The 18,137-nt window shown below is 61.3% G+C and carries 17 protein-coding genes; 8 read left to right on the top strand and 9 right to left on the bottom strand.

Going from position 1 to position 18,137, the window contains the following annotated elements; all coding sequences use genetic code 11:
* Positions 1 to 19: 19 nt before the first annotated feature.
* Genes CIB54_RS07420 through CIB54_RS07405 form a run of 4 tightly spaced genes read right to left on the bottom strand, consistent with a single transcriptional unit; the run spans position 20 to position 1,694 of the window.
* Positions 20 to 220, bottom strand: coding sequence for an SEC-C metal-binding domain-containing protein (locus tag CIB54_RS07420; protein ID WP_065886122.1), 201 nt, complete (start codon positions 218 to 220; stop codon positions 20 to 22).
* Complete coding sequence (locus tag CIB54_RS07415) at positions 217 to 699, bottom strand: LEA/WHy family protein (RefSeq protein WP_101219335.1); 483 nt, start codon at positions 697 to 699, stop codon at positions 217 to 219. Before CIB54_RS07415 ends, CIB54_RS07420 begins: the two co-directional genes overlap by 4 nt.
* Before the next feature lie 22 nt (positions 700 to 721).
* Positions 722 to 1,192 carry a YchJ family protein gene (locus CIB54_RS07410; protein WP_101219333.1) on the bottom strand — a complete coding sequence of 157 codons (471 nt, stop codon included), beginning with the start codon at positions 1,190 to 1,192 and terminating at the stop codon, positions 722 to 724.
* A 4-nt stretch (positions 1,193 to 1,196) separates the two neighbouring features.
* The gene (locus CIB54_RS07405; protein ID WP_065951969.1) at positions 1,197 to 1,694 is read right to left on the bottom strand and encodes a DUF6231 family protein; all 498 of its coding nucleotides are present in this window, start codon (positions 1,692 to 1,694) and stop codon (positions 1,197 to 1,199) included.
* A 188-nt stretch (positions 1,695 to 1,882) separates the two neighbouring features.
* On the opposite strand from CIB54_RS07405, the gene CIB54_RS07400 reads away from it, so the two are divergent.
* Positions 1,883 to 2,641 (top strand): collagen-like triple helix repeat-containing protein, encoded by a 759-nt coding sequence (locus tag CIB54_RS07400; protein WP_065951970.1) that lies wholly within the window; start codon positions 1,883 to 1,885, stop codon positions 2,639 to 2,641.
* Between the two features lie 95 nt (positions 2,642 to 2,736).
* On the opposite strand, the gene CIB54_RS07395 is transcribed toward CIB54_RS07400, so the two are convergent.
* On the bottom strand, positions 2,737 to 3,201 hold the full coding sequence (locus CIB54_RS07395) for a CopD family protein (protein ID WP_065951971.1): 465 nt from the start codon (positions 3,199 to 3,201) through the stop codon (positions 2,737 to 2,739).
* A gap of 99 nt (positions 3,202 to 3,300) precedes the next feature.
* On the opposite strand from CIB54_RS07395, the gene dinG reads away from it, so the two are divergent.
* The 6 genes from dinG to CIB54_RS07365 all read left to right on the top strand — a co-directional run bounded on the left by dinG (position 3,301) and on the right by CIB54_RS07365 (position 11,735).
* A complete protein-coding gene (gene dinG, locus CIB54_RS07390; protein WP_065951972.1) occupies positions 3,301 to 5,445 on the top strand; it encodes an ATP-dependent DNA helicase DinG in 2,145 nt (714 codons plus the stop codon).
* 88 nt (positions 5,446 to 5,533) lie between these two features.
* On the top strand, positions 5,534 to 7,831 hold the full coding sequence (locus CIB54_RS07385; protein ID WP_101219331.1) for a beta-galactosidase: 2,298 nt from the start codon (positions 5,534 to 5,536) through the stop codon (positions 7,829 to 7,831).
* A gap of 83 nt (positions 7,832 to 7,914) precedes the next feature.
* Positions 7,915 to 9,060, top strand: coding sequence for a serine hydrolase domain-containing protein (locus CIB54_RS07380; RefSeq protein WP_065951974.1), 1,146 nt, complete (start codon positions 7,915 to 7,917; stop codon positions 9,058 to 9,060).
* Between the two features lie 142 nt (positions 9,061 to 9,202).
* On the top strand, positions 9,203 to 10,339 hold the full coding sequence (locus tag CIB54_RS07375) for an OmpA family protein (RefSeq protein ID WP_065951975.1): 1,137 nt from the start codon (positions 9,203 to 9,205) through the stop codon (positions 10,337 to 10,339).
* Between the two features lie 27 nt (positions 10,340 to 10,366).
* Positions 10,367 to 11,014, top strand: coding sequence for a pyridoxamine 5'-phosphate oxidase (gene pdxH / locus CIB54_RS07370; RefSeq protein WP_065951976.1), 648 nt, complete (start codon positions 10,367 to 10,369; stop codon positions 11,012 to 11,014).
* Positions 11,015 to 11,270: 256 nt separating this feature from the next.
* On the top strand, positions 11,271 to 11,735 hold the full coding sequence (locus CIB54_RS07365; RefSeq protein ID WP_003189251.1) for an outer membrane lipoprotein: 465 nt from the start codon (positions 11,271 to 11,273) through the stop codon (positions 11,733 to 11,735).
* 729 nt (positions 11,736 to 12,464) lie between these two features.
* On the opposite strand, the gene nhaA is transcribed toward CIB54_RS07365, so the two are convergent.
* Complete coding sequence (gene nhaA, locus CIB54_RS07360) at positions 12,465 to 13,649, bottom strand: Na+/H+ antiporter NhaA (RefSeq protein ID WP_101219329.1); 1,185 nt, start codon at positions 13,647 to 13,649, stop codon at positions 12,465 to 12,467.
* Positions 13,650 to 13,865: 216 nt separating this feature from the next.
* Between nhaA and CIB54_RS07355 the strand changes: the two genes are divergently transcribed.
* Entirely contained in the window at positions 13,866 to 14,960 is a 1,095-nt protein-coding gene (locus tag CIB54_RS07355; RefSeq protein WP_065951978.1) for a PLP-dependent cysteine synthase family protein, read from the top strand.
* A 60-nt stretch (positions 14,961 to 15,020) separates the two neighbouring features.
* Here CIB54_RS07355 and CIB54_RS07350 read toward each other — a convergent pair whose 3' ends face one another.
* The 3 genes from CIB54_RS07350 to CIB54_RS07340 form a co-directional block, all read right to left on the bottom strand.
* A complete protein-coding gene (locus tag CIB54_RS07350; protein WP_101219327.1) occupies positions 15,021 to 16,634 on the bottom strand; it encodes an NAD(P)/FAD-dependent oxidoreductase in 1,614 nt (537 codons plus the stop codon).
* A 105-nt stretch (positions 16,635 to 16,739) separates the two neighbouring features.
* Positions 16,740 to 17,411, bottom strand: coding sequence for a COG3650 family protein (locus tag CIB54_RS07345; protein WP_065951980.1), 672 nt, complete (start codon positions 17,409 to 17,411; stop codon positions 16,740 to 16,742).
* A 95-nt stretch (positions 17,412 to 17,506) separates the two neighbouring features.
* Complete coding sequence (locus CIB54_RS07340; RefSeq protein ID WP_101219325.1) at positions 17,507 to 18,106, bottom strand: short chain dehydrogenase; 600 nt, start codon at positions 18,104 to 18,106, stop codon at positions 17,507 to 17,509.
* Between the last annotated feature and the right edge of the window lie 31 nt (positions 18,107 to 18,137).

The following is an 18,137-nucleotide window of genomic DNA, read 5'->3' as shown; positions in this document are numbered from 1 at the left end:
ACATTGAGTTTCGAGTGGCTTAAGCGCCGTGGCACTTCTTGAATTTCTTCGCGCTGCCGCATGGGCAAGGATCGTTGCGACCCACGTCTTTCAACGCGTTGCGCACCGGCTCCTGGTGAGCGTGGCCGCAGTTCGGGCCGTGGACATGGCCGTGGTCGTGATCCTGGTGATCGTGATCGTGGTTGCAGTCAGGACCATGGACATGGGGTTGCTGAGTCATCGATGTCGCTCCGGAATAAAATCGCCGGGGATTATCTCGCCATTGTGGGCCACCTGCACGTCATTACCGATGAATAAGCCGGTTTTCAACTCGCCTTCAAGACGATAAGGCACGGGACGCTCGGGGTTTTTCAGCAGTTGCACCACATCGCGTATTCGCGGCCACAGGTTGGTACGCACCGACACCCGGAAGTATTTATGGCTGCGCGGCGGTACGGTCAGCCATTCGTTGGACTCGCCTTCGGTCAGCACCAGGTCGCCCAGGGTGACCTTGTAGATCAGGCCACGCACGGTCAAGTCCGCATCGTCGCGGTTGTCCACGCGAAAGTAGAGCTTGAACTTCTGCTCCAGCAACTTGGCACGCACCACTTCGACTTTCACCAGCGATACGTGGGGCGGCGGCGAATCGTCCTCGAACCAGGAGGCGCATCCGCTCAGGCCCAGGGTTAACGCCAGCATCAGGCTGAATGTGCGAAGCATTGGCGTTATCCCTGTCAGGTCGTTAAAAATAGCTGGAGCAGCACTTCTTGAACTTCTGCCCGCTGCCGCACAGGCATGGGTCATTGCGCCCGGCCTTCACTTCCACCGTCGGGTCGATGAAGTACCAGCGCCCCTCATTCTGTACGAAAGAAGACCGTTCGCGGTGGCTATGTTCACCGGTACTGTCATGCCAGCGCGCCGTGAAGGTCACGAAGGCATGTTCCGGTTGGCCGCCGAAGACCTCGGAATTTTCCACCTCCAGCCCAAGCCAGGTGCTCTGGGCACTCCAGGCGGTAATGGCATTGCGGTCCAGGCCGGCCTGCTGCGCCGGCAAGGTGGTAGCCACCAGATAGTCGACCAGGCCCAGCACATAGGCGCTGTAGCGCGAGCGCATCAATGCGCTGGCACACGGCGCGGGGTGGCCGGCGTGGTAATGGCCGCAGCAGGCATCCAGCAGGTTGCCACTGCCGCAGGGGCAAATGGATGTACTCATTGTGTTACCACCAATACTTGCCAAAATTTTCCGGGTTGGCCCAGAAGCGGGCGTTGAGCCAGTCGGGTACTTGTTTATAGTCAAGCAGATCATAGGTAAACAGCGTCAGCACCTGCTCATTGCGCTCAAAGCGTTCGCCGGCCTGCAGGGCCAGGGAGAAAAAATCGGTGTCCTTCCAGTCGCAGGCGCCCAGGTCCACCAGCACCGCGATGCGGCTGGCATTGAGGTTGCGAATGCCGCCCAGCAACGTCAGACCCTGGGATTTGGGCAGGTGTTCAAGGCAATCGACCACCAGCGCCAGGTCAAAACGCTGCGCCGCCAGTTCGGCGGGCAACGGTCCGGGTGGGGCAATGCTGACACGCACATCGGGATGCGCCGTTTTAAACGCATCCAGTGCGGGAAACTGGCTGGCGCCCAACAACAACAGGCGTTTGGGGGCGTGCAGGTCCAGCAGCGCGGCCAACGCTTGCTGGGGTGTACGGGAAGAAATTCCAGCGGTCATTTAAGATCCTCACATCAGGACCCTAGAGACTAGCGCGGCTGGGCGTGCGGGCCTAGCGCATCAGTGCCAATAGCGCCGGTGCCTGAGCCGGGCCTTCTGAAGTTTTTTGATCCTTCACTGGCAAATCGCCTGTAGAAGTCGTTACTGTGCGTCCAAAGAAAAATTCGGAAACACTCGGGAGCCCCATGATGCGTAAGGTTTTTCTGCTGGCCCTGTTGGTCAGCCCCGTTGCCCTGGCCCAGAGTGTCAGTGTTGAAACCCATTCGTTGATGCGCCTGCCCAGCAGCACCAGCGTGTTGCAGCTCGAGCGCCTGGACGTGGCGGACTACGGCACCCTGTTGATTCCGGCCACCATCAGTCAGATCGCGGTGGAGGAACTGCATCTGGGACGTGAAGCACGTATCGCCATCGTCCCCGGCACTACCGCGCTGCAGTTGCAGGTGCGCCAGGCTCAACTGGATCACGGCAGCCAGATCACCTCTCGCGGCGCGCCCGGCACCCATGAAAGGCCAGCCAAGCCGGGGCGTGACTTGACCTTGCGTATCGAGTCGCTGACTGCAGAAGAACTGTCGGTGGATGCCCGCGGTGGCGCCGGTGCCCAGGGGTATGCCGGCCTGGATGGCGCCAATGGCGTCGATCCGGGTTGCACCTGGGGTTCGGCCGGGCGTGGGTTCAATGGCGATAACGGCGGCGATGGGTTACCGGGTGCGTCGGGTGCGTTAGTGCGCGTGGAGTTGCCGCAGGCCTTCCCGGCTGATCAGATCAAGGTCCTGGTGGACGGCGGGCCTGGGGGCTTGGCCGGTGTTGCGGGTAAACCCGGCAAGGGCGGTCAGTCCAAGGGCTGCCTGGTGTACCGCGCCGATGGCGGTGAAAAAGGCCGCTCGGGCTTGGAAGGGCAGCCGGGGCCGGCCGGGCCTGCGGGGGCGGTGACCATTCAGCGGCTTTAATAGAACTGTAGCCGCAAGTTACAAGCTGCAAGCTGCAAGTGAAAAGCCTTGTGGCTTGTGGCCTGTAGCTTGTAGCTTGTAGCTTGTAGCTCCATTCAAACCATCGGCCGAGCCGAAGCAATTGCCACCACCACCAACCCCACAATCAAGTTGATCCCCACCAACTTGCGAATCTGCCCCAATGCAGCCGCGCCCGCCGGCCAGTCCTCAGCCGCCACCGCCGCCTTCAATGCCGGAAACTTCAACGCCTGGATGCGGATAAACAGCGCCGTCATCACCAGATACAAGCCCATCATCACCTGCACATAGCGCGGCGCCGTTTCAAAACCGTTGAAGCGCAGGTGCAGCAGGCCGACGCCGCTGATCGGCAAAATCAGCACCGCCACCCACACCCATACAAAAAAACGTTGAAACACATTTGCCCACAACTTCAGCCGGGCAGGGCCCTCAAGGGCCGCCATGGCGGCGGGGCGCAGGATCATCCAGGCGAAAAACATACCGCCGACCCAGATCAGGGCGGCCACTACATGCAGGGTGTAAGCGAGGCTAAACGCGGTCATTGTGGTACTCCGTTCTGCGCGGGATTAATTAGCGGGGTATGATAGCGGCCGATCCGAACCACTGAAAATTTATCCAGCGTTTTTTGCGCCCGACTATCCATGATCAGCACTGAACTCAAAACTACGATCCAGGGCGCCTACACGCGTTTTCTCGAAGCCAAGAGCTTGAAACCGCGCTACGGCCAACGCCTGATGATCGCCGAAGTGGCCAAGGTCCTCGGGGATATCGACACCGACGACGAAGGCCGGCGCAGTGGCGACCCCGCGATCGTGGCCGTCGAGGCCGGCACCGGTACCGGCAAGACTGTAGCCTACAGCCTGGCCGCGATCCCTACCGCCAAGGCCGCCGGCAAACGCCTGGTGATTGCCACCGCGACCGTCGCCCTGCAAGAGCAGATCGTCTACAAAGACCTGCCTGACCTGATGCGCAACAGCGGGCTGAATTTCACATTCGCGCTGGCCAAGGGCCGTGGCCGTTACATGTGCCTGTCCAAGCTTGACGTGCTGCTGCAGGAAGGCCATGCGCAGACCGCCACCGCCTCGCTCTTCGAAGAAGAAGGCTTCAAGATCGAAGTCGACGAAGTCAGCCAGAAACTGTTTACCAGCATGATCGAAAAACTTGCCGGTAATAAATGGGACGGCGACCGCGACAGCTGGCCCACCGCCCTGGAAGACTCCGACTGGGCGCGCCTGACCACCGACCACAGTCAGTGCACCAACCGCCATTGCCCCAACTTCGGTCAGTGCGCCTTCTACAAGGCCCGCGAAGGCATGGGCAAGGTCGATGTGATCGTCACCAACCACGACATGGTGCTGGCCGACCTGGCCCTGGGCGGCGGCGCGGTACTGCCGGACCCGCGTGACACCCTGTATGTGTTCGACGAAGGCCATCACCTGCCCGACAAGGCTATCGGACACTTCGCCCACTACACACGCCTGCGCTCCACCGCCGACTGGCTGGAGACCACCGCGAAGAATCTCACCAAGTTACTGGCCCAGCACCCGCTGCCCGGCGACCTGGGCAAATTGATCGAGCAAGTCCCGGAATTGGCGCGGGAGATCAAGACCCAGCAGCAGTTCATGTTCAGTGCCTGCGAGCAGGTGGCCGACTTCAAGCCCGGCGAAGACGTGGAAGGCCGTGAGCGGCCGCGTCACCGGTTTGTGGGCGGGATGATTCCCGAGCATATGCGCGAAATGGGGATTGAGCTGAAGAAAGGCTTTTCCCGTCTCACCGACCTGTTCACCCGTCTGACCGACCTGCTCAAGGAAGGCATGGACGGCGAGGTCAACATCGGCATCGCCAGCAACCAGGCCGAAGAATGGTACCCGCTGTTCGGCAGCCTTTTGTCCCGCGCCCAGGGCAACTGGGAGTTGTGGACGGCCTTTACCGTCGAAGACCCGGAAGACAACCCGCCGATGGCGCGCTGGCTGACCTTGGCGGAAAGCGGTGCGCTGTTCGATATCGAGGTCAATGCCAGCCCGATCCTCGCCGCCGAAATGCTGCGCCGCAACCTGTGGAACGTGGCCTACGGCTGCCTGGTGACCTCGGCCACGCTGACCGCCCTGGGCACCTTCGACCGCTTCCGCATGCGCGCCGGCCTGCCGAAAAAGGCCGTCACTGCGGTGGTGCCGAGCCCGTTTCATCACGCCGATGCTGGCGTCCTGCGGGTGCCCGACCTCAAGGCCGACCCACGGGACGCGGCGGCGCACACGGCGGCGATCATCCGCGACCTGCCCGAGTTGGTGGAAGGCTCGCGGGGCACCCTGGTGCTGTTTTCGTCGCGCAAACAGATGCAGGATGTGTTTGACGGTCTTGACCGCGACTGGCGTAAACAGGTGTTCATCCAGGGCAACCTGTCCAAGCAGGAAACCTTGAACAAGCACAAGGCGCGGGTCGATGGCGGTGATTCAAGCGTGTTGTTCGGCCTGGCGAGCTTTGCCGAGGGCGTGGACTTGCCCGGTGCCTACTGCGAGCATGTGGTCATCGCCAAGATCCCGTTTTCGGTGCCGGATGATCCGGTCGAAGCGGCGCTGGCCGAATGGATCGAAGCACGCGGCGGCAACCCGTTCATGGAAATCTCGGTGCCCGACGCTTCGCTCAAGCTGGTGCAGGCCTGCGGGCGCTTGCTGCGCACCGAGCAGGACCGGGGCACCATCACGTTGCTCGATCGCCGCCTGGTCACCCAGCGCTATGGCAAGGCAATCCTGAATGCCTTGCCGCCTTTCAGGCGCGAAATTTCTTAAGCCACGGTGGGCGAACTCGTCCACTTCGTGGTCTATCTCAAGTATGTCATCAGGCCATTCACCGGCCGTCTGGGAGAACCTTGTTCGTATGATTCGCACGCTGCCCGCTCTTTTTGCCCTGCTGTTCGCCGCGCCCTTGATGGCCGCGCCGGCCGGGCAACAAACGCTGTTCAACTTCGTCCGGCCCGCCGATGTGGTCAAGGTGGCGACTCAGGACGCCAGCCTGCCGCAATACAACGCCGAACAAACCCCGGAGGGCGAGGTGCTGCGCCGCATCACCTTCAACCCGGCGGCCGAGCCGAGCCTGGTGCTCAGCCCGCAAACCGGCGTGTGGGACTGGTCGCAATCGGGTGCCATGAGCCTGCGCATCCAGAGCGCCATGAATTGGGCGTTGACCCTTTACGTAAAAGTACAAAGTGCCGACGGCAGGACCCTGGTCAGCCGCATCGACTTGCCGGCCGGCCCGGCCCAGACCTTGCTGGTGCCACTGCAAGCCAACTCGCCGCTGAGCCAGGGCATGAAGGCCGGCCCGCCGATGCCGATGACCATGGACGGCCAGCGTGTCTTGCTGGCCGCCAGCGCCGGGGAAGTCGACCGCAGCCAAGTGGTGTCGGTGACGCTGTCGATGATCAAACCCAATGCCGCCCAAAGCATCCTGCTGGAGCGCTTTGGCGTGCAAGACAGCGAACCGGTGATGAAGGCCGCCTACAGCGAACTGGTGGACGCTTACGGCCAGTCCACCCGCGCGCGCTGGCCGGAAAAAGTCAGCAGCGACGAACAGCTCAAGGCCGCAGCCGCCAAGGAGCAGCAACAACTGAAGGGATGGCTTGCCGAGCGTGACAAATCCGCCCTGGATCAGTACGGCGGCTGGAACAAAGGCCCGGCGTTCGACGCCAGCGGCTTCTTCCGCACTGAAAAGCGCGACGGTCGCTGGTATCTGGTCACGCCGCAGGGCCATCCGTTCTACTCGCTGGGCGTCAATACCGTGGCTGCGGACAACAGCCAGACCTACGTGGCGGGGCGGGAGTGGATGTTTGCGGCGCTGCCCAAGGCCGGTGAACCCTTCGACAAGTATTACGGCCGTGGCGACAACCGTACCGGTAACGGCGCGGGCGAGGGTCGCGGTTTCGGCGCGGGGCGCTGGTATGATTTTTATGGCGCCAACCTGCAGCGCACCTACGGCGGTGACGGCTTCGATCAGAAACGCTGGGTGACCCATACCCTCGACCGTCTGCAAGCCTGGGGCTTCAACACCGTGGGCAACTGGAGCGAGCCGGACCTGGCCAAGGCCGACCGTGTGCCTTACACCTTGCCGCTGTCGATTGTGGGTGACTACGCCAGCATCAGCACCGGCACCGACTGGTGGGGCGGCATGCCCGACCCGTTCGACCCACGCTTCGCCATGGCCACTGAGCGCGCCGTGGCCATCGCCGCTCGCGATCATCGCGACGACCCGTGGCTGATCGGCTTCTTCGCCGACAACGAACTGGCCTGGGCCGGCCCTGGCGACGACGCAAAATCGCGCTATGCCCTGGCCTACGGCACCTTGCGCATGACCACCGACGTACCGGCCAAGCGTGCTTTCCTCAAGCAACTGCGCGACAAGTACCGCAATGAAGACGGTCTGTCCAAAGCCTGGGGCATCCATCTGGCCGGTTGGGAGCTGATGGAAGACCCCGGCTTCGAGCCGCCGATGCCTGACCCGGAACACCCTGAAATCGAGGCCGACTTCAAGTATTTCCAGAAGACTTTTGCCGATGCCTACTTCAAGACCATCTCCGACTCGCTGAAATGGCACGCCCCCAACCAACTGCTGCTGGGCGGGCGTTATGCCGTGAGCACCCCCGAGGCCGTGGCGTCGTGTGCACAGTATTGCGATGTGCTGAGCTTCAACATGTATACCCTCAAGCCCCAGGACGGTTATGACTTCGCCGCCCTGCGCGCACTCGACAAACCGGTATTGATCACCGAATTCAACTTTGGCTCGACCGACCGTGGCCCGTTCTGGGGCGGTGTGACGCAGTTGGCCCGTGAAGAAGAGCGCGGCGCGGCCTATGCCGCCTTCCTCAAGCAAGCCATGGCGGAGCCGTCGATTGTCGGCGTGCACTGGTTCCAGTACCTTGACCAGCCCGTGACCGGACGCCTGCTGGACGGTGAAAACGGCCATTTCGGCCTGGTGGGCATGACTGATGTGCCCTTTCAGGGGTTTGTCGACAGCGTGCGTAAAAGCAATCTCGCGGCGGTCGACCAGTTGGGTAAGGAGGCTGAAAAAGCCAGGGCGACCGGTGCGGCCCGTGAGAGCGAAGGCGGCCGCTCGGGCCAGGCGGGCAAAGATGCCGGCCAGGGCGCCGGGCATGCCGGCGGGCACTCCGGAAATGGTCATTGATTCGTCGTTGACGGGTTCACAAATCCTACAATGGCTGGAACAATGTCGGTCACTTTTCATGCAGTTTTCTTGAGGTCGTTCCGGTGCAGATTCAGGGTCATTACGAGCTCCAGTTCGAAGCGGTACGTGAAGCGTTTGCCGCATTGTTCGATGACCCTCAGGAGCGCGGTGCCGGGCTTTGCATCCAGATCGGCGGCGAGACGGTTGTCGATCTGTGGGCCGGTACCGCCGATAAGGACGGCGCCGAAGCGTGGCACAGTGACACGATCGTCAATCTGTTCTCCTGCACCAAGACCTTCACTGCGGTCACCGCCCTGCAACTGGTGGCCGAAGGCAAACTGAAGCTGGATGCGCCCGTGGCCGATTACTGGCCGGAATTTGCCGCGGCGGGCAAAGCGTCCATTACCTTGCGCCAGTTGCTCTGCCATCAGGCCGGGCTGCCGGCGATCCGCGAGATGCTGCCCACCGAAGCCTTGTACGACTGGCAACTGATGGTCGATACCCTGGCGGCCGAAGCGCCGTGGTGGACACCCGGCCAGGGCCATGGCTACGAGGCAATCACCTATGGCTGGCTGGTCGGTGAACTGTTGCGCCGTGCCGATGGGCGCGGGCCTGGCGAGTCTATCGTGGCGCGGGTGGCGCGGCCGTTGGGGCTGGATTTCCACGTGGGCCTGGCGGACGAAGAGTTTTACCGTGTCGCCCATATAGCCCGCAGCAAAGGCAATATGGGCGATGCCGCGGCACAACGGTTACTTCAAGTAATGATGCGTGAACCCACGGCGATGACTACGCGTGCATTTGCCAACCCGCCGTCTATTCTGACCAGCACTAATAAACCCGAATGGCGGCGTATGCAGCAACCCGCGGCAAATGGTCACGGTAATGCACGCAGCCTGGCCGGGTTTTATAGTGGTTTATTGGATGGTAGTTTGCTGGAAAGCGAGATGCTCGAACAATTGACCCGTGAACACAGTATCGGAGCGGATAAAACCTTATTGACCCAAACCCGTTTCGGCCTGGGTTGCATGTTGGATCAACCGCAGGTGCCCAATGCTACGTTCGGCCTTGGCCCGCGCGCATTCGGGCATCCCGGGGCAGGGGGCTCGGTAGGGTTTGCCGACCCTGAGCATGATGTAGCCTTCGGTTTTGTGACTAATACGCTGGGGCCCTATGTACTTATGGACCCACGGGCTCAGAAGTTGGTCGGAATATTGGCCGGTTGTCTATAAACCCCTTGCTGTTTCACAATTTTTTGTTACAAAGACACGTATAAGAAGACGCTGAACGCAATGATGTAACTTCAATGTTCTTTAAGCGTCTGGTTAACGGGGCATTTGGCCCCTTGGTTTTTTCTCATTTTGTGGATATCTCATGTTATCGAACAAGTCCTTGGCACTGGCGCTGTGCCTCACTATTACTGGCTGTGCACAAACTCCACAAAATGATGCCGAAGGTGGGCACTGGTGGTCATTTGGATCGGATAAGGCTGCTACCAAGGACGCAGTGACCCAGACCGACGCCAAACCGGATGCCAAGCCTGCTGCCGATGCCAAGCCTGTTGCGCCTGTCGCCGCGGCGCCTGCTCCGGCAGCCAAGAGCGACACCGGTTTCAACTGGTGGCCATTCGCCGCCAAGAGCGCCGACGAAAAGGCCGCCGAGGCCAAGGCCGATCTGAAAGCGGACCTCCAGGCCGCCACCCCGGCTCCCGTGGCCAAGACCGACACCGAAGCCCATTGGTGGTGGCCGTTCGATACCAAGCCCAAGCCACTGGCCAAGGTCGATGTGACCAACGTGCAGATGCCCGATCCGAAAATCACCCAGGCCTGGCTGGACGATTACGAGCCGCGCCTGCGCGCCGCGATCAAGGACAGCAACCTGCAATTGGAACGTCGCGACAACGTACTGGTGGTGATCGCCCCGGTAGACGGTTCATACAACCCGAAACGCCCGGCGATGCTGCTGCCGGTGACCCTGGGCCCGTTCACGCGCGTTGCCAAGGCCGTTGAAGCGGACCCAAAGACCGCCGTACTGGTTCTGGGCCACGTTGATGCCACCGGCAGCGCTCCGGCCAGCCAGGCGCTGAGCAAGGAACGTGCGCAGTCGATCGCTTCGATTTTCAGCCTCAGCGGTTTGAAGCAGGATCGCCTGATGCTGCGTGGCATGGGCGACCTGATGCCGCGCGCCGCCAATGACAGTTCCCAGGGCCGTGCGCTGAATCGTCGCATGGAAATCATGTTCACTCAGCGTTCAACTATGTTGGCGCTGCTGAGCCAGTACAACTCGGGCAAGACCCCGCCTGTGGCTGAAATGGTTGCCGTGCAGGACGTTCCCGCACCGGCCCCGGCGGCAAAAGCTCCAGCGAAAAAAGCACCGGCCAAGAAAGCTGCCGCCAAGCCAGCCGCCAAGTCAGCCGCTAAAAAGGCCCCGGCCAAACCGGCTGCGAAGAAACCGGCTCCGGCCAAAGCCAAGGCTGCTGCACCGGCAAGCAACGACCAGGCGAAAAACTGATCCGTTGAACCACAAGGATAAAGCCGCATGACCCAGGCACTGGCCGATATGCGCCGTGACTACACACGGGACGGTTTGAGCGAGGCCCAGGCCCCGGACGAGCCGTTTGCCTTGTTCCACCAATGGTTCGCCGATGCGGTGAAAACCGAGCAGGCACCGGTGGAGGCCAATGCCATGACCCTGGCGACGGTCGACCAGGACGGTCGGCCGCACTGTCGCATCCTGTTGCTCAAAGGCCTGGATGCACAGGGCTTTACCTTCTTTACCAACTATCAGAGCGCCAAGGGTGAGCAACTGGCGGCGCGGCCGTTCGCGGCCATGACGTTTTTCTGGCCGACCCTCGAGCGCCAGGTGCGTATTGAAGGGCGCGTGGTCAAGGTCACGCCTGAAGAGTCGGATGCTTATTATCAGGTGCGCCCCCTGGGCAGCCGCCTGGGTGCGTGGGCATCGCCGCAGAGCCAGGTCATTCGTGATCGCGAAGAACTGCAGCAACTGCTCAAGGCGACTGAACAACGTTTCAGCGACACCCAGCCCGATTGCCCCGAGCATTGGGGAGGCTATCGTTTGCTGCCGGAGCGCATCGAGTTCTGGCAAGGCCGCGCCAGTCGCCTGCATGATCGTCTCGACTATCGGCTGCAAGCGGGCCAATGGACGCGCGCGCGTCTTGCGCCTTGAGCGGCTCCTTTCGTCATTCCATCTGAATCATGCCCTGCGCGCCGAAGTCTTTATGTACGAGATTTCGGCGTTTTCGGCTGTATGGCTACACTGATCAACCAGGCTATGGCATGGTGCGGCTTAGCTACCGTTCGTCGAATCTTGTGGTGTCGGAAGTCTGTACTCAGGCTGAATGAAAGCACTTTTCTGCCTGGCTTGCCGTGACAGGCGCCAAGCCGCAGCGTTTAATGAATACCTGTCCTTTGGAGTTGATGCTATGCGTAAGTCCGTTTTACTAGTTGCCTGCTTTACTACCCTGTCCTTGCTGTTGGGTGGCTGCGCCTCGAGTCTGACCGGCGACTCCTACTCCCGTGACGAGGCGCGTCGTGTACAGACCGTTCGCATGGGCACTATTGAATCCCTGCGTCCGGTGAAAATCGAAGGCACCAAAACCCCAATCGGCGGCGCTGCCGGTGCAGTCATCGGCGGCGTTGGCGGCAGCGCCATCGGCGGCGGTCGTGGCAGTATCGTCACCGCTGTGATCGGCGCGGTAGCCGGCGGCCTGCTGGGATCGGCCACCGAAGAAGGCCTGACTCGCACCCAGGGCGTGGAAATCACCGTTCGCGAAGACGACGGCAGCATGCGCGCCTACGTACAAGCCGTGCAGGAAAATGAAATTTTCCGCATTGGCGACCGCGTACGCATCATGACGGTTGACGGTACCAGCCGCGTTACCCGCTAAGCGGTCAGCGAAAGGCAAAGAAAAACCCCAACCGGGTGACGGGTTGGGGTTTTTTGTTTAATAGGCCATGAGCTTGTCGTTTAGAAAAAACTTAATCGCACATAATAAAAAACCGCCTTAGTAGGGCGGTTTTTTATTGCAGGCCCACTTTGGCACGGGCTTGCGGTCTCACGGGAGCACTGACGTGTTCACGATACTACTGCTTTTTCAGCGCGCAGAGCAAGGCTTGAGGATCAGTGGTTCTCATTGATGTAATGATCTTTTTTGTGGATTTTAATCTGCAAAAACGAGCAACAACTCCATAGTGTAATCAGCTTTTGTCTGTCACACCCTGGCGCGACAGTTGGGCTAGTATCGCCGTCGTTCTGCGCTCTTCGTGAAGTAGGTTGGCCGGGTTCGCGCGCAAATTTTGGACCGACTGCCACGGGCTAGTAATCCGTGCCGGATTGATGCACGAGGACCATAAACCCGGCCCGCCTCACAGGAGCACTGACGTGCACCCGAAGGCTCACATGTTCCGGTAAGTGCGCTGGAGGTAAGGCCCAACGTTTGGAGGGCCGAGTATGTCTAAGTTTGCACGACGTACGTGGAACCTCGTAGTGAATGCCCTGCGTGTTTATCCCGTATGGGTATTCCTGCGGGACAGTTTCGATGACCTGTAAGGTCTGAGAAGCGGAGCCGCCTCGATTCAGTTCGAGGCGGCTTTTTGGTGTTTGGCTATCACCTCAACTAGGAAATGACGGCTTTCCTGCGACTCGCCAGCGCCGTTACCGCATAACCGATACACGCCGCCACTATCGAACCGGTCAGAATCCCCATGCGATCTTCGCCGGCAAACTCGCTGACGCCCGGTACGAAGGCCAGTGAGCCGACAAACAGGCTCATGGTAAAGCCGATACCACACAGAATCGCTACCCCCAGCACCTGGCCCCAGTTCGCGCCGCTGGGCAGTGAGGCAATACCGGTCTTGATGGCCAGCCAGGTCAGGCCGAACACACCGATGGTCTTGCCGATCAACAGGCCGGCGGCGATGCCCATGGGCACAGGGTGGGTAAAGCTTTCGAGGCTGACGCCGGTGAGGGACACCCCGGCGTTGGCAAACGCGAACAGCGGCAGGATGGCGTAGGCCACCCACGGGTGCAGGGTATGTTCCAGGGTCAGCAGGGGCGAGGTTTCGGCGTTCCGGGTGCGCAGTGGAATGCAGAACGCCAGGGTCACCCCGGCCAGGGTGGCGTGCACGCCGCTCTTGAGCACGCACACCCACAGGATCAGGCCGATGATCATGTACGGCCCGAGCTTGACCACACCCAGGCGGTTCATCGCAATCAACGCGATCAAGCATGCCGCTGCGCCTGCCAGGGAAGCCCCGGACAGGTCGGCGGAATAGAACAGCGCAATGACGATAATAGCGCCCAGGTCGTCAATGATTGCCAGGGTCATCAGGAACAGTTTCAGCGACACCGGCACGCGTTTGCCCAGCAGTGCCAGGACGCCCAGCGCAAAGGCGATATCCGTGGCCATCGGGATTGCCCATCCGCCGAGGGCCGCAGGGTTGTCCTTGTTCAATGCCCAGTAGATGAGCGCGGGTACGACCATGCCGCCGATAGCCGCCGCACCCGGAAGGACGACCTGCGACGGTTTGGACAGGTGACCGTCGAGCAGCTCGCGTTTGACTTCGAGGCCGATCAGCAGGAAGAACAACGCCATCAGGCCGTCATTGATCCAGAGCAAGGCGGGCTTGGCGATTTGCAGCGCGCCAACCTGGGCCACCACGGGCGTGTCGAGAAAGGCGCCGTACAGGTGTGACAACGGTGAGTTGTTGATAATCAGCGCCAAGGCGGCAGCCGCGATCAGCAACAGGCCGCTGGCGGCCTCCAGCTGGAAGAAACGGGTGAAAGTGCTACGCAGAGGCAAGGGATGCTCTCCAATCCAGGTTCAATAGGTGGGTACCCTAACCCGTACCGTTAGTTGTTAAAACAAAAGTTATATTCTTATTTGTTATAAGCGTCGGGTAGAGCTGGCGTTGCGTCTAAGCCTAGCAATTGTGTGTCCAATTGAGTCGTTACTGTATCTGTGTGCAGTGTAGGAAACCCCCTAATATCAGGCCCAAATCCTTAGAGAAGCCTCGTCATGAGCGACCACCGTCCCTGGGCCCGCGAAGCCATTCGTATCATTGAAGCGGATTTCCAGCGCAGCGCCGATACCCACCTCATCCCGTTGCCATTGCCGGGCTTGCCGGGTATCGAGTTGTATTTCAAGGATGAGTCCAGCCACCCGACCGGCAGCCTGAAGCACCGGCTGGCGCGCTCCCTGTTCCTGTACGCGTTGTGCAACGGCTGGCTGAAGCCGGGTGCACCTGTGATCGAGGCTTCCAGCGGTTCGACGGCCATCTCCGAAGCCTATTTCGCGCGCCTGCTCGGCCTGCCGTTCATTGCCGTGATGCCCGCCACCACCTCCCAGGAAAAGATCGCCCAGATTGCCTTTTATGGCGGCAAGAGCCACCTGGTGCAGGACCCTACGCAGATCTATGCCGAGTCCGAACGGCTGGCGCAGGAAAGCGGCGGCCACTTCATGGACCAGTTCACCTACGCCGAGCGCGCCACCGACTGGCGCGCGAACAACAACATCGCCGAGTCGATCTTCCAGCAGTTGCGCTTCGAGCAGCACCCGGAGCCCAGTTGGCTGATTTCCAGTCCGGGTACCGGCGGCACTACCGCGACCCTGGGACGCTATGTGCGCTATCGCCAGCATCGCACCCGCGTGCTGTGCGCCGATGCCGAACGTTCGGTGTTTTTCGATTATTACCTGAGCGGCGACGCCAGCCTGCGCCTGGACTGTGGTTCGCGGATCGAAGGTATCGGCCGGCCACGGGTCGAAGCCTCGTTTTTGCCTGCTGTGATCGATGCGATGGTCAAGGTGCCGGACGCGCTGTCCCTGGCGGCCATGCATTACCTGGCCGAGCGGTTGGGGCGGCGAGTGGGAGGCTCCAGCGGGACGAACCTGATCGGTGCCCTGGTGGCTGCGCAACAGATGAAAGCGGCGGGGGAGTCGGGGTCGATCGTGGCGATTCTATGTGATGGGGGAGAGCGCTATGCCACCACTTACTACGATCCGGCGTGGCTGGCGGGGCAGGGGTATGACTTGCAAGGGTTGATCGCGGCCGTTGCGGCAAGTGTCGAGCAGGGTGAGTCACTGCCGGACAGCATCCTGCGCGCCAATATCTGACACACCGCAAACCAAATGTGGGAGGGGGCAAGCCCCTCCCACAGGTTTACAGCAGCGTTCTCAGGCTTCGATGCCCAGCATGTCCCGCGCCAGGGCCTCGGCAATCCGAATGCCATCGACGCCTGCCGAGAGGATGCCCCCGGCATAGCCCGCGCCTTCACCGGCCGGAAACAAGCCTTTCACATTCAGGCTCTGCATCGATTCATTACGGGTAATCCGCAGCGGCGATGAGGTGCGCGTCTCGATACCGGTCAAGACCGCATCGTGCAGCGAGTAGCCTTTGATCTGCTTCTCGAATGCCGGCAAGGCTTCGCGGATGGCTTCGATGGCGAAGTCCGGCAAGGCCAGGGCCAGGTCACCCAGGGATACCCCCGGCTTATAGGACGGTTCCACGCTGCCGATGGCCGTGGACGGTCTGCCTGCGATGAAATCGCCGACCAACTGCGCCGGGGCCTCGTAATTACTGCCGCCGAGCACGTAAGCATGCGACTCCAGGCGCTCCTGCAGTTCGATACCGGCGAGCGGTCCGCCCGGGTAGTCCACCTCGGGCGTAATGCCGACCACGATGCCTGAGTTGGCGTTGCGCTCATTACGCGAATATTGGCTCATGCCGTTGGTCACGACGCGATTGGGCTCCGACGTCGCTGCCACTACGGTGCCGCCGGGGCACATGCAGAAGCTGTAGACCGAGCGACCGTTTTTGGCGTGATGCACCAACTTGTAATCGGCGGCACCGAGTTTCGGGTGCCCGGCGTATTTACCCAGGCGTGCGGCGTCGATCAACGATTGCGGGTGCTCGATCCGGAACCCCACCGAAAACGGCTTGGCTTCCATGTACACGCCACGGCTGTGAAGCATGCGGAAGGTGTCGCGGGCACTGTGGCCCAGGGCAAGGATCATGTGCCTGGAGAGGATGTGCTCGCCGCCATCGAGGACTACGCCATTCAACTGGCCATCTTCGATCAGTACGTCGGTGACCCGTTGCTCGAAGCGTACTTCACCGCCCAGGGCGATGATCTGCTGGCGCATGTTTTCCACCACGCCGGTCAGGCGGAACGTGCCGATATGCGGTTTGCTGACATACAGAATCTCCTCCGGCGCGCCGGCCTTGACGAACTCGTGCAGCACCTTGCGCCCGTGGAATTTCGGGTCCTTGATCTGGCTGTACAACTTGCCGTCGGAGAAGGTCCCGGCGCCGCCTTCGCCGAACTGCACGTTGGACTCGGGGTTGAGCACGCTTTTGCGCCACAGGCCCCAGGTGTCCTTGGTGCGTTGGCGCACTTCCTTGCCACGCTCGAGGATGATCGGCTTGAAACCCATCTGTGCCAGCAGCAACCCGGCGAAGATTCCGCAGGGGCCGAAACCGACCACCACCGGCCGTTCGACCAGGCCTTGCGGTGCCTTGCCCACCACGTGGTAGCTGACATCCGGCGCCGGATTGACGTTGCGATCATCGGCAAACTTGAGCAGCAGGGCGGCTTCGTTCTTCACATTGAGGTCGACGGTGTAGATGAAGCACAGTTCCGAGGACTTCTTGCGGGCATCATAGCTGCGCTTGAACAGGGTGAAATCGAGCAGGTCATCACTGGCGATGCCCAGGCGCTGCACGATGGCAGGCCGCAGGTCTTCTTCGGGATGGTCGATGGGCAGCTTGAGTTCGGTGATTCGTAACATGACAGGATCCGGTAGGCGGCGGGCAAGAAGCCGGCTGTTTTGCAAACCGGCGATTATAAGCCCCAATAGGGTTTTTCCGTCAGGTTAAAACAGTGCGGGTGACAATCAGTCGTCCCGCGAGCCGCCAAATGCCGCGCAACCACGCTGTACCTGGCCGTTGACACGCAATTCGGCGCTCATGTGTTGCAGGCTGCCGCTTACGCTGTCGACGCAGCGCTGCGGGGCGACCCACAATTCGATGTGCTGGTTATTGGCGTCGGTCATCAGGTTGAAGCGCCCATCACCCAGTTGCTCTTCAACATAAGGCACCGCCAGTGGGGGTTGGCCTTCGCGCTCCAGCACCATGCCCTTGGCCGTGACGCTCATCGCCCAGGCCGGCTTATGGCCGTTTGCCCGCAGGATCATGCGTTTGAAGTCCGCATCGTTGCAGGCCGATGTCGAGCGCTCGACGCGGTACAGCTGTTGCAGGTCCACCGAGCCCTGGGTGCCGCTGGCGACGCCGGAGAACTTGCCACGCAAGTCGGCGAACAACGTGCCTTGCTGGCCCGCCAGGGAGGCGGCTTCCTGCAGGATGCTGGTACCGGCGGTATCGTTGACCACGTAGTTGCGCTGGTCGCCGCAGGGCTGGAACAGCAGCTTGCCGTCAACCGCTGTCAATTCGCCCTGCATGCGGGTCAGCCCGGCGGTAGACAGCTTGGCCGGCTCGCTGTCGAACATCTGGCACGCGGCGAACAAGGGGAAAAGGGCTAGCAAGGTAAGGGTCGAGGCGGCACGCATTTTCGGTCTCCAGACAAGTGCCGTCACGTTACGCAGGCTCGCGCCGCATCACAAGCCCGCAGCCCAGCTTCAGGCGATTCTTACAACGCTGAAACTCAGCCCACGATAAAGGTCTGACCGGTCTGCAAGCCCTCGACACTTTTCGCGTAGGCTAAAGCCACTTCGGCGCCGGCCACCGGTTTGAACCCACGGAAATACGGGGCGTAGCTGCCCATGGCTTCCACCAGTACCGTCGGGCTCACCGAATTGACGCGCAACCCCCGGGGCAGTTCGATGGCCGCTGCTTTGACGAAGGCGTCCAGCGCGCCGTTGACCAGCGCCGCCGAGGCGCCGGTGCGAATCGGATCACGGTTCAGAATGCCGCTGGTAAAGGTAAACGACGCGCCGTCATTGGCGAACTCCCGGCCGATCAGCAACAGGTTGACCTGGCCCATCAGCTTGTCACGCAAGCCCAGTTCGAAGTCGGTTGCGCTCATCTCGCCCAGCGCCACAAAGTTCACGCTGCCTGCCGCGCAGATCAGCGCGTCGAACTTGCCGGTCTGCTCGAACAGCGTGCGTATCGAGGCGCTGTCGCTGATATCGACCTGGAAGTCGCCGCTGTTGCGGCCGATGGCGATCACGTCGTGGCGCTGCGCCAGCTCGGCCTTGACGGCTGAACCGATCGTGCCGCTGGCGCCAATCAAAAGGATTTTCATCGTGCTGTTCCTCCTGGGGTTAGATGAAGGT

Origin of the sequence: Pseudomonas fluorescens (assembly GCF_002837185.1) — a bacterium.
In the GTDB taxonomy this organism is placed as follows: domain Bacteria; phylum Pseudomonadota; class Gammaproteobacteria; order Pseudomonadales; family Pseudomonadaceae; genus Aquipseudomonas; species Aquipseudomonas fluorescens_AM.
This window is presented reverse-complemented; position numbering and strand designations above follow the sequence as displayed.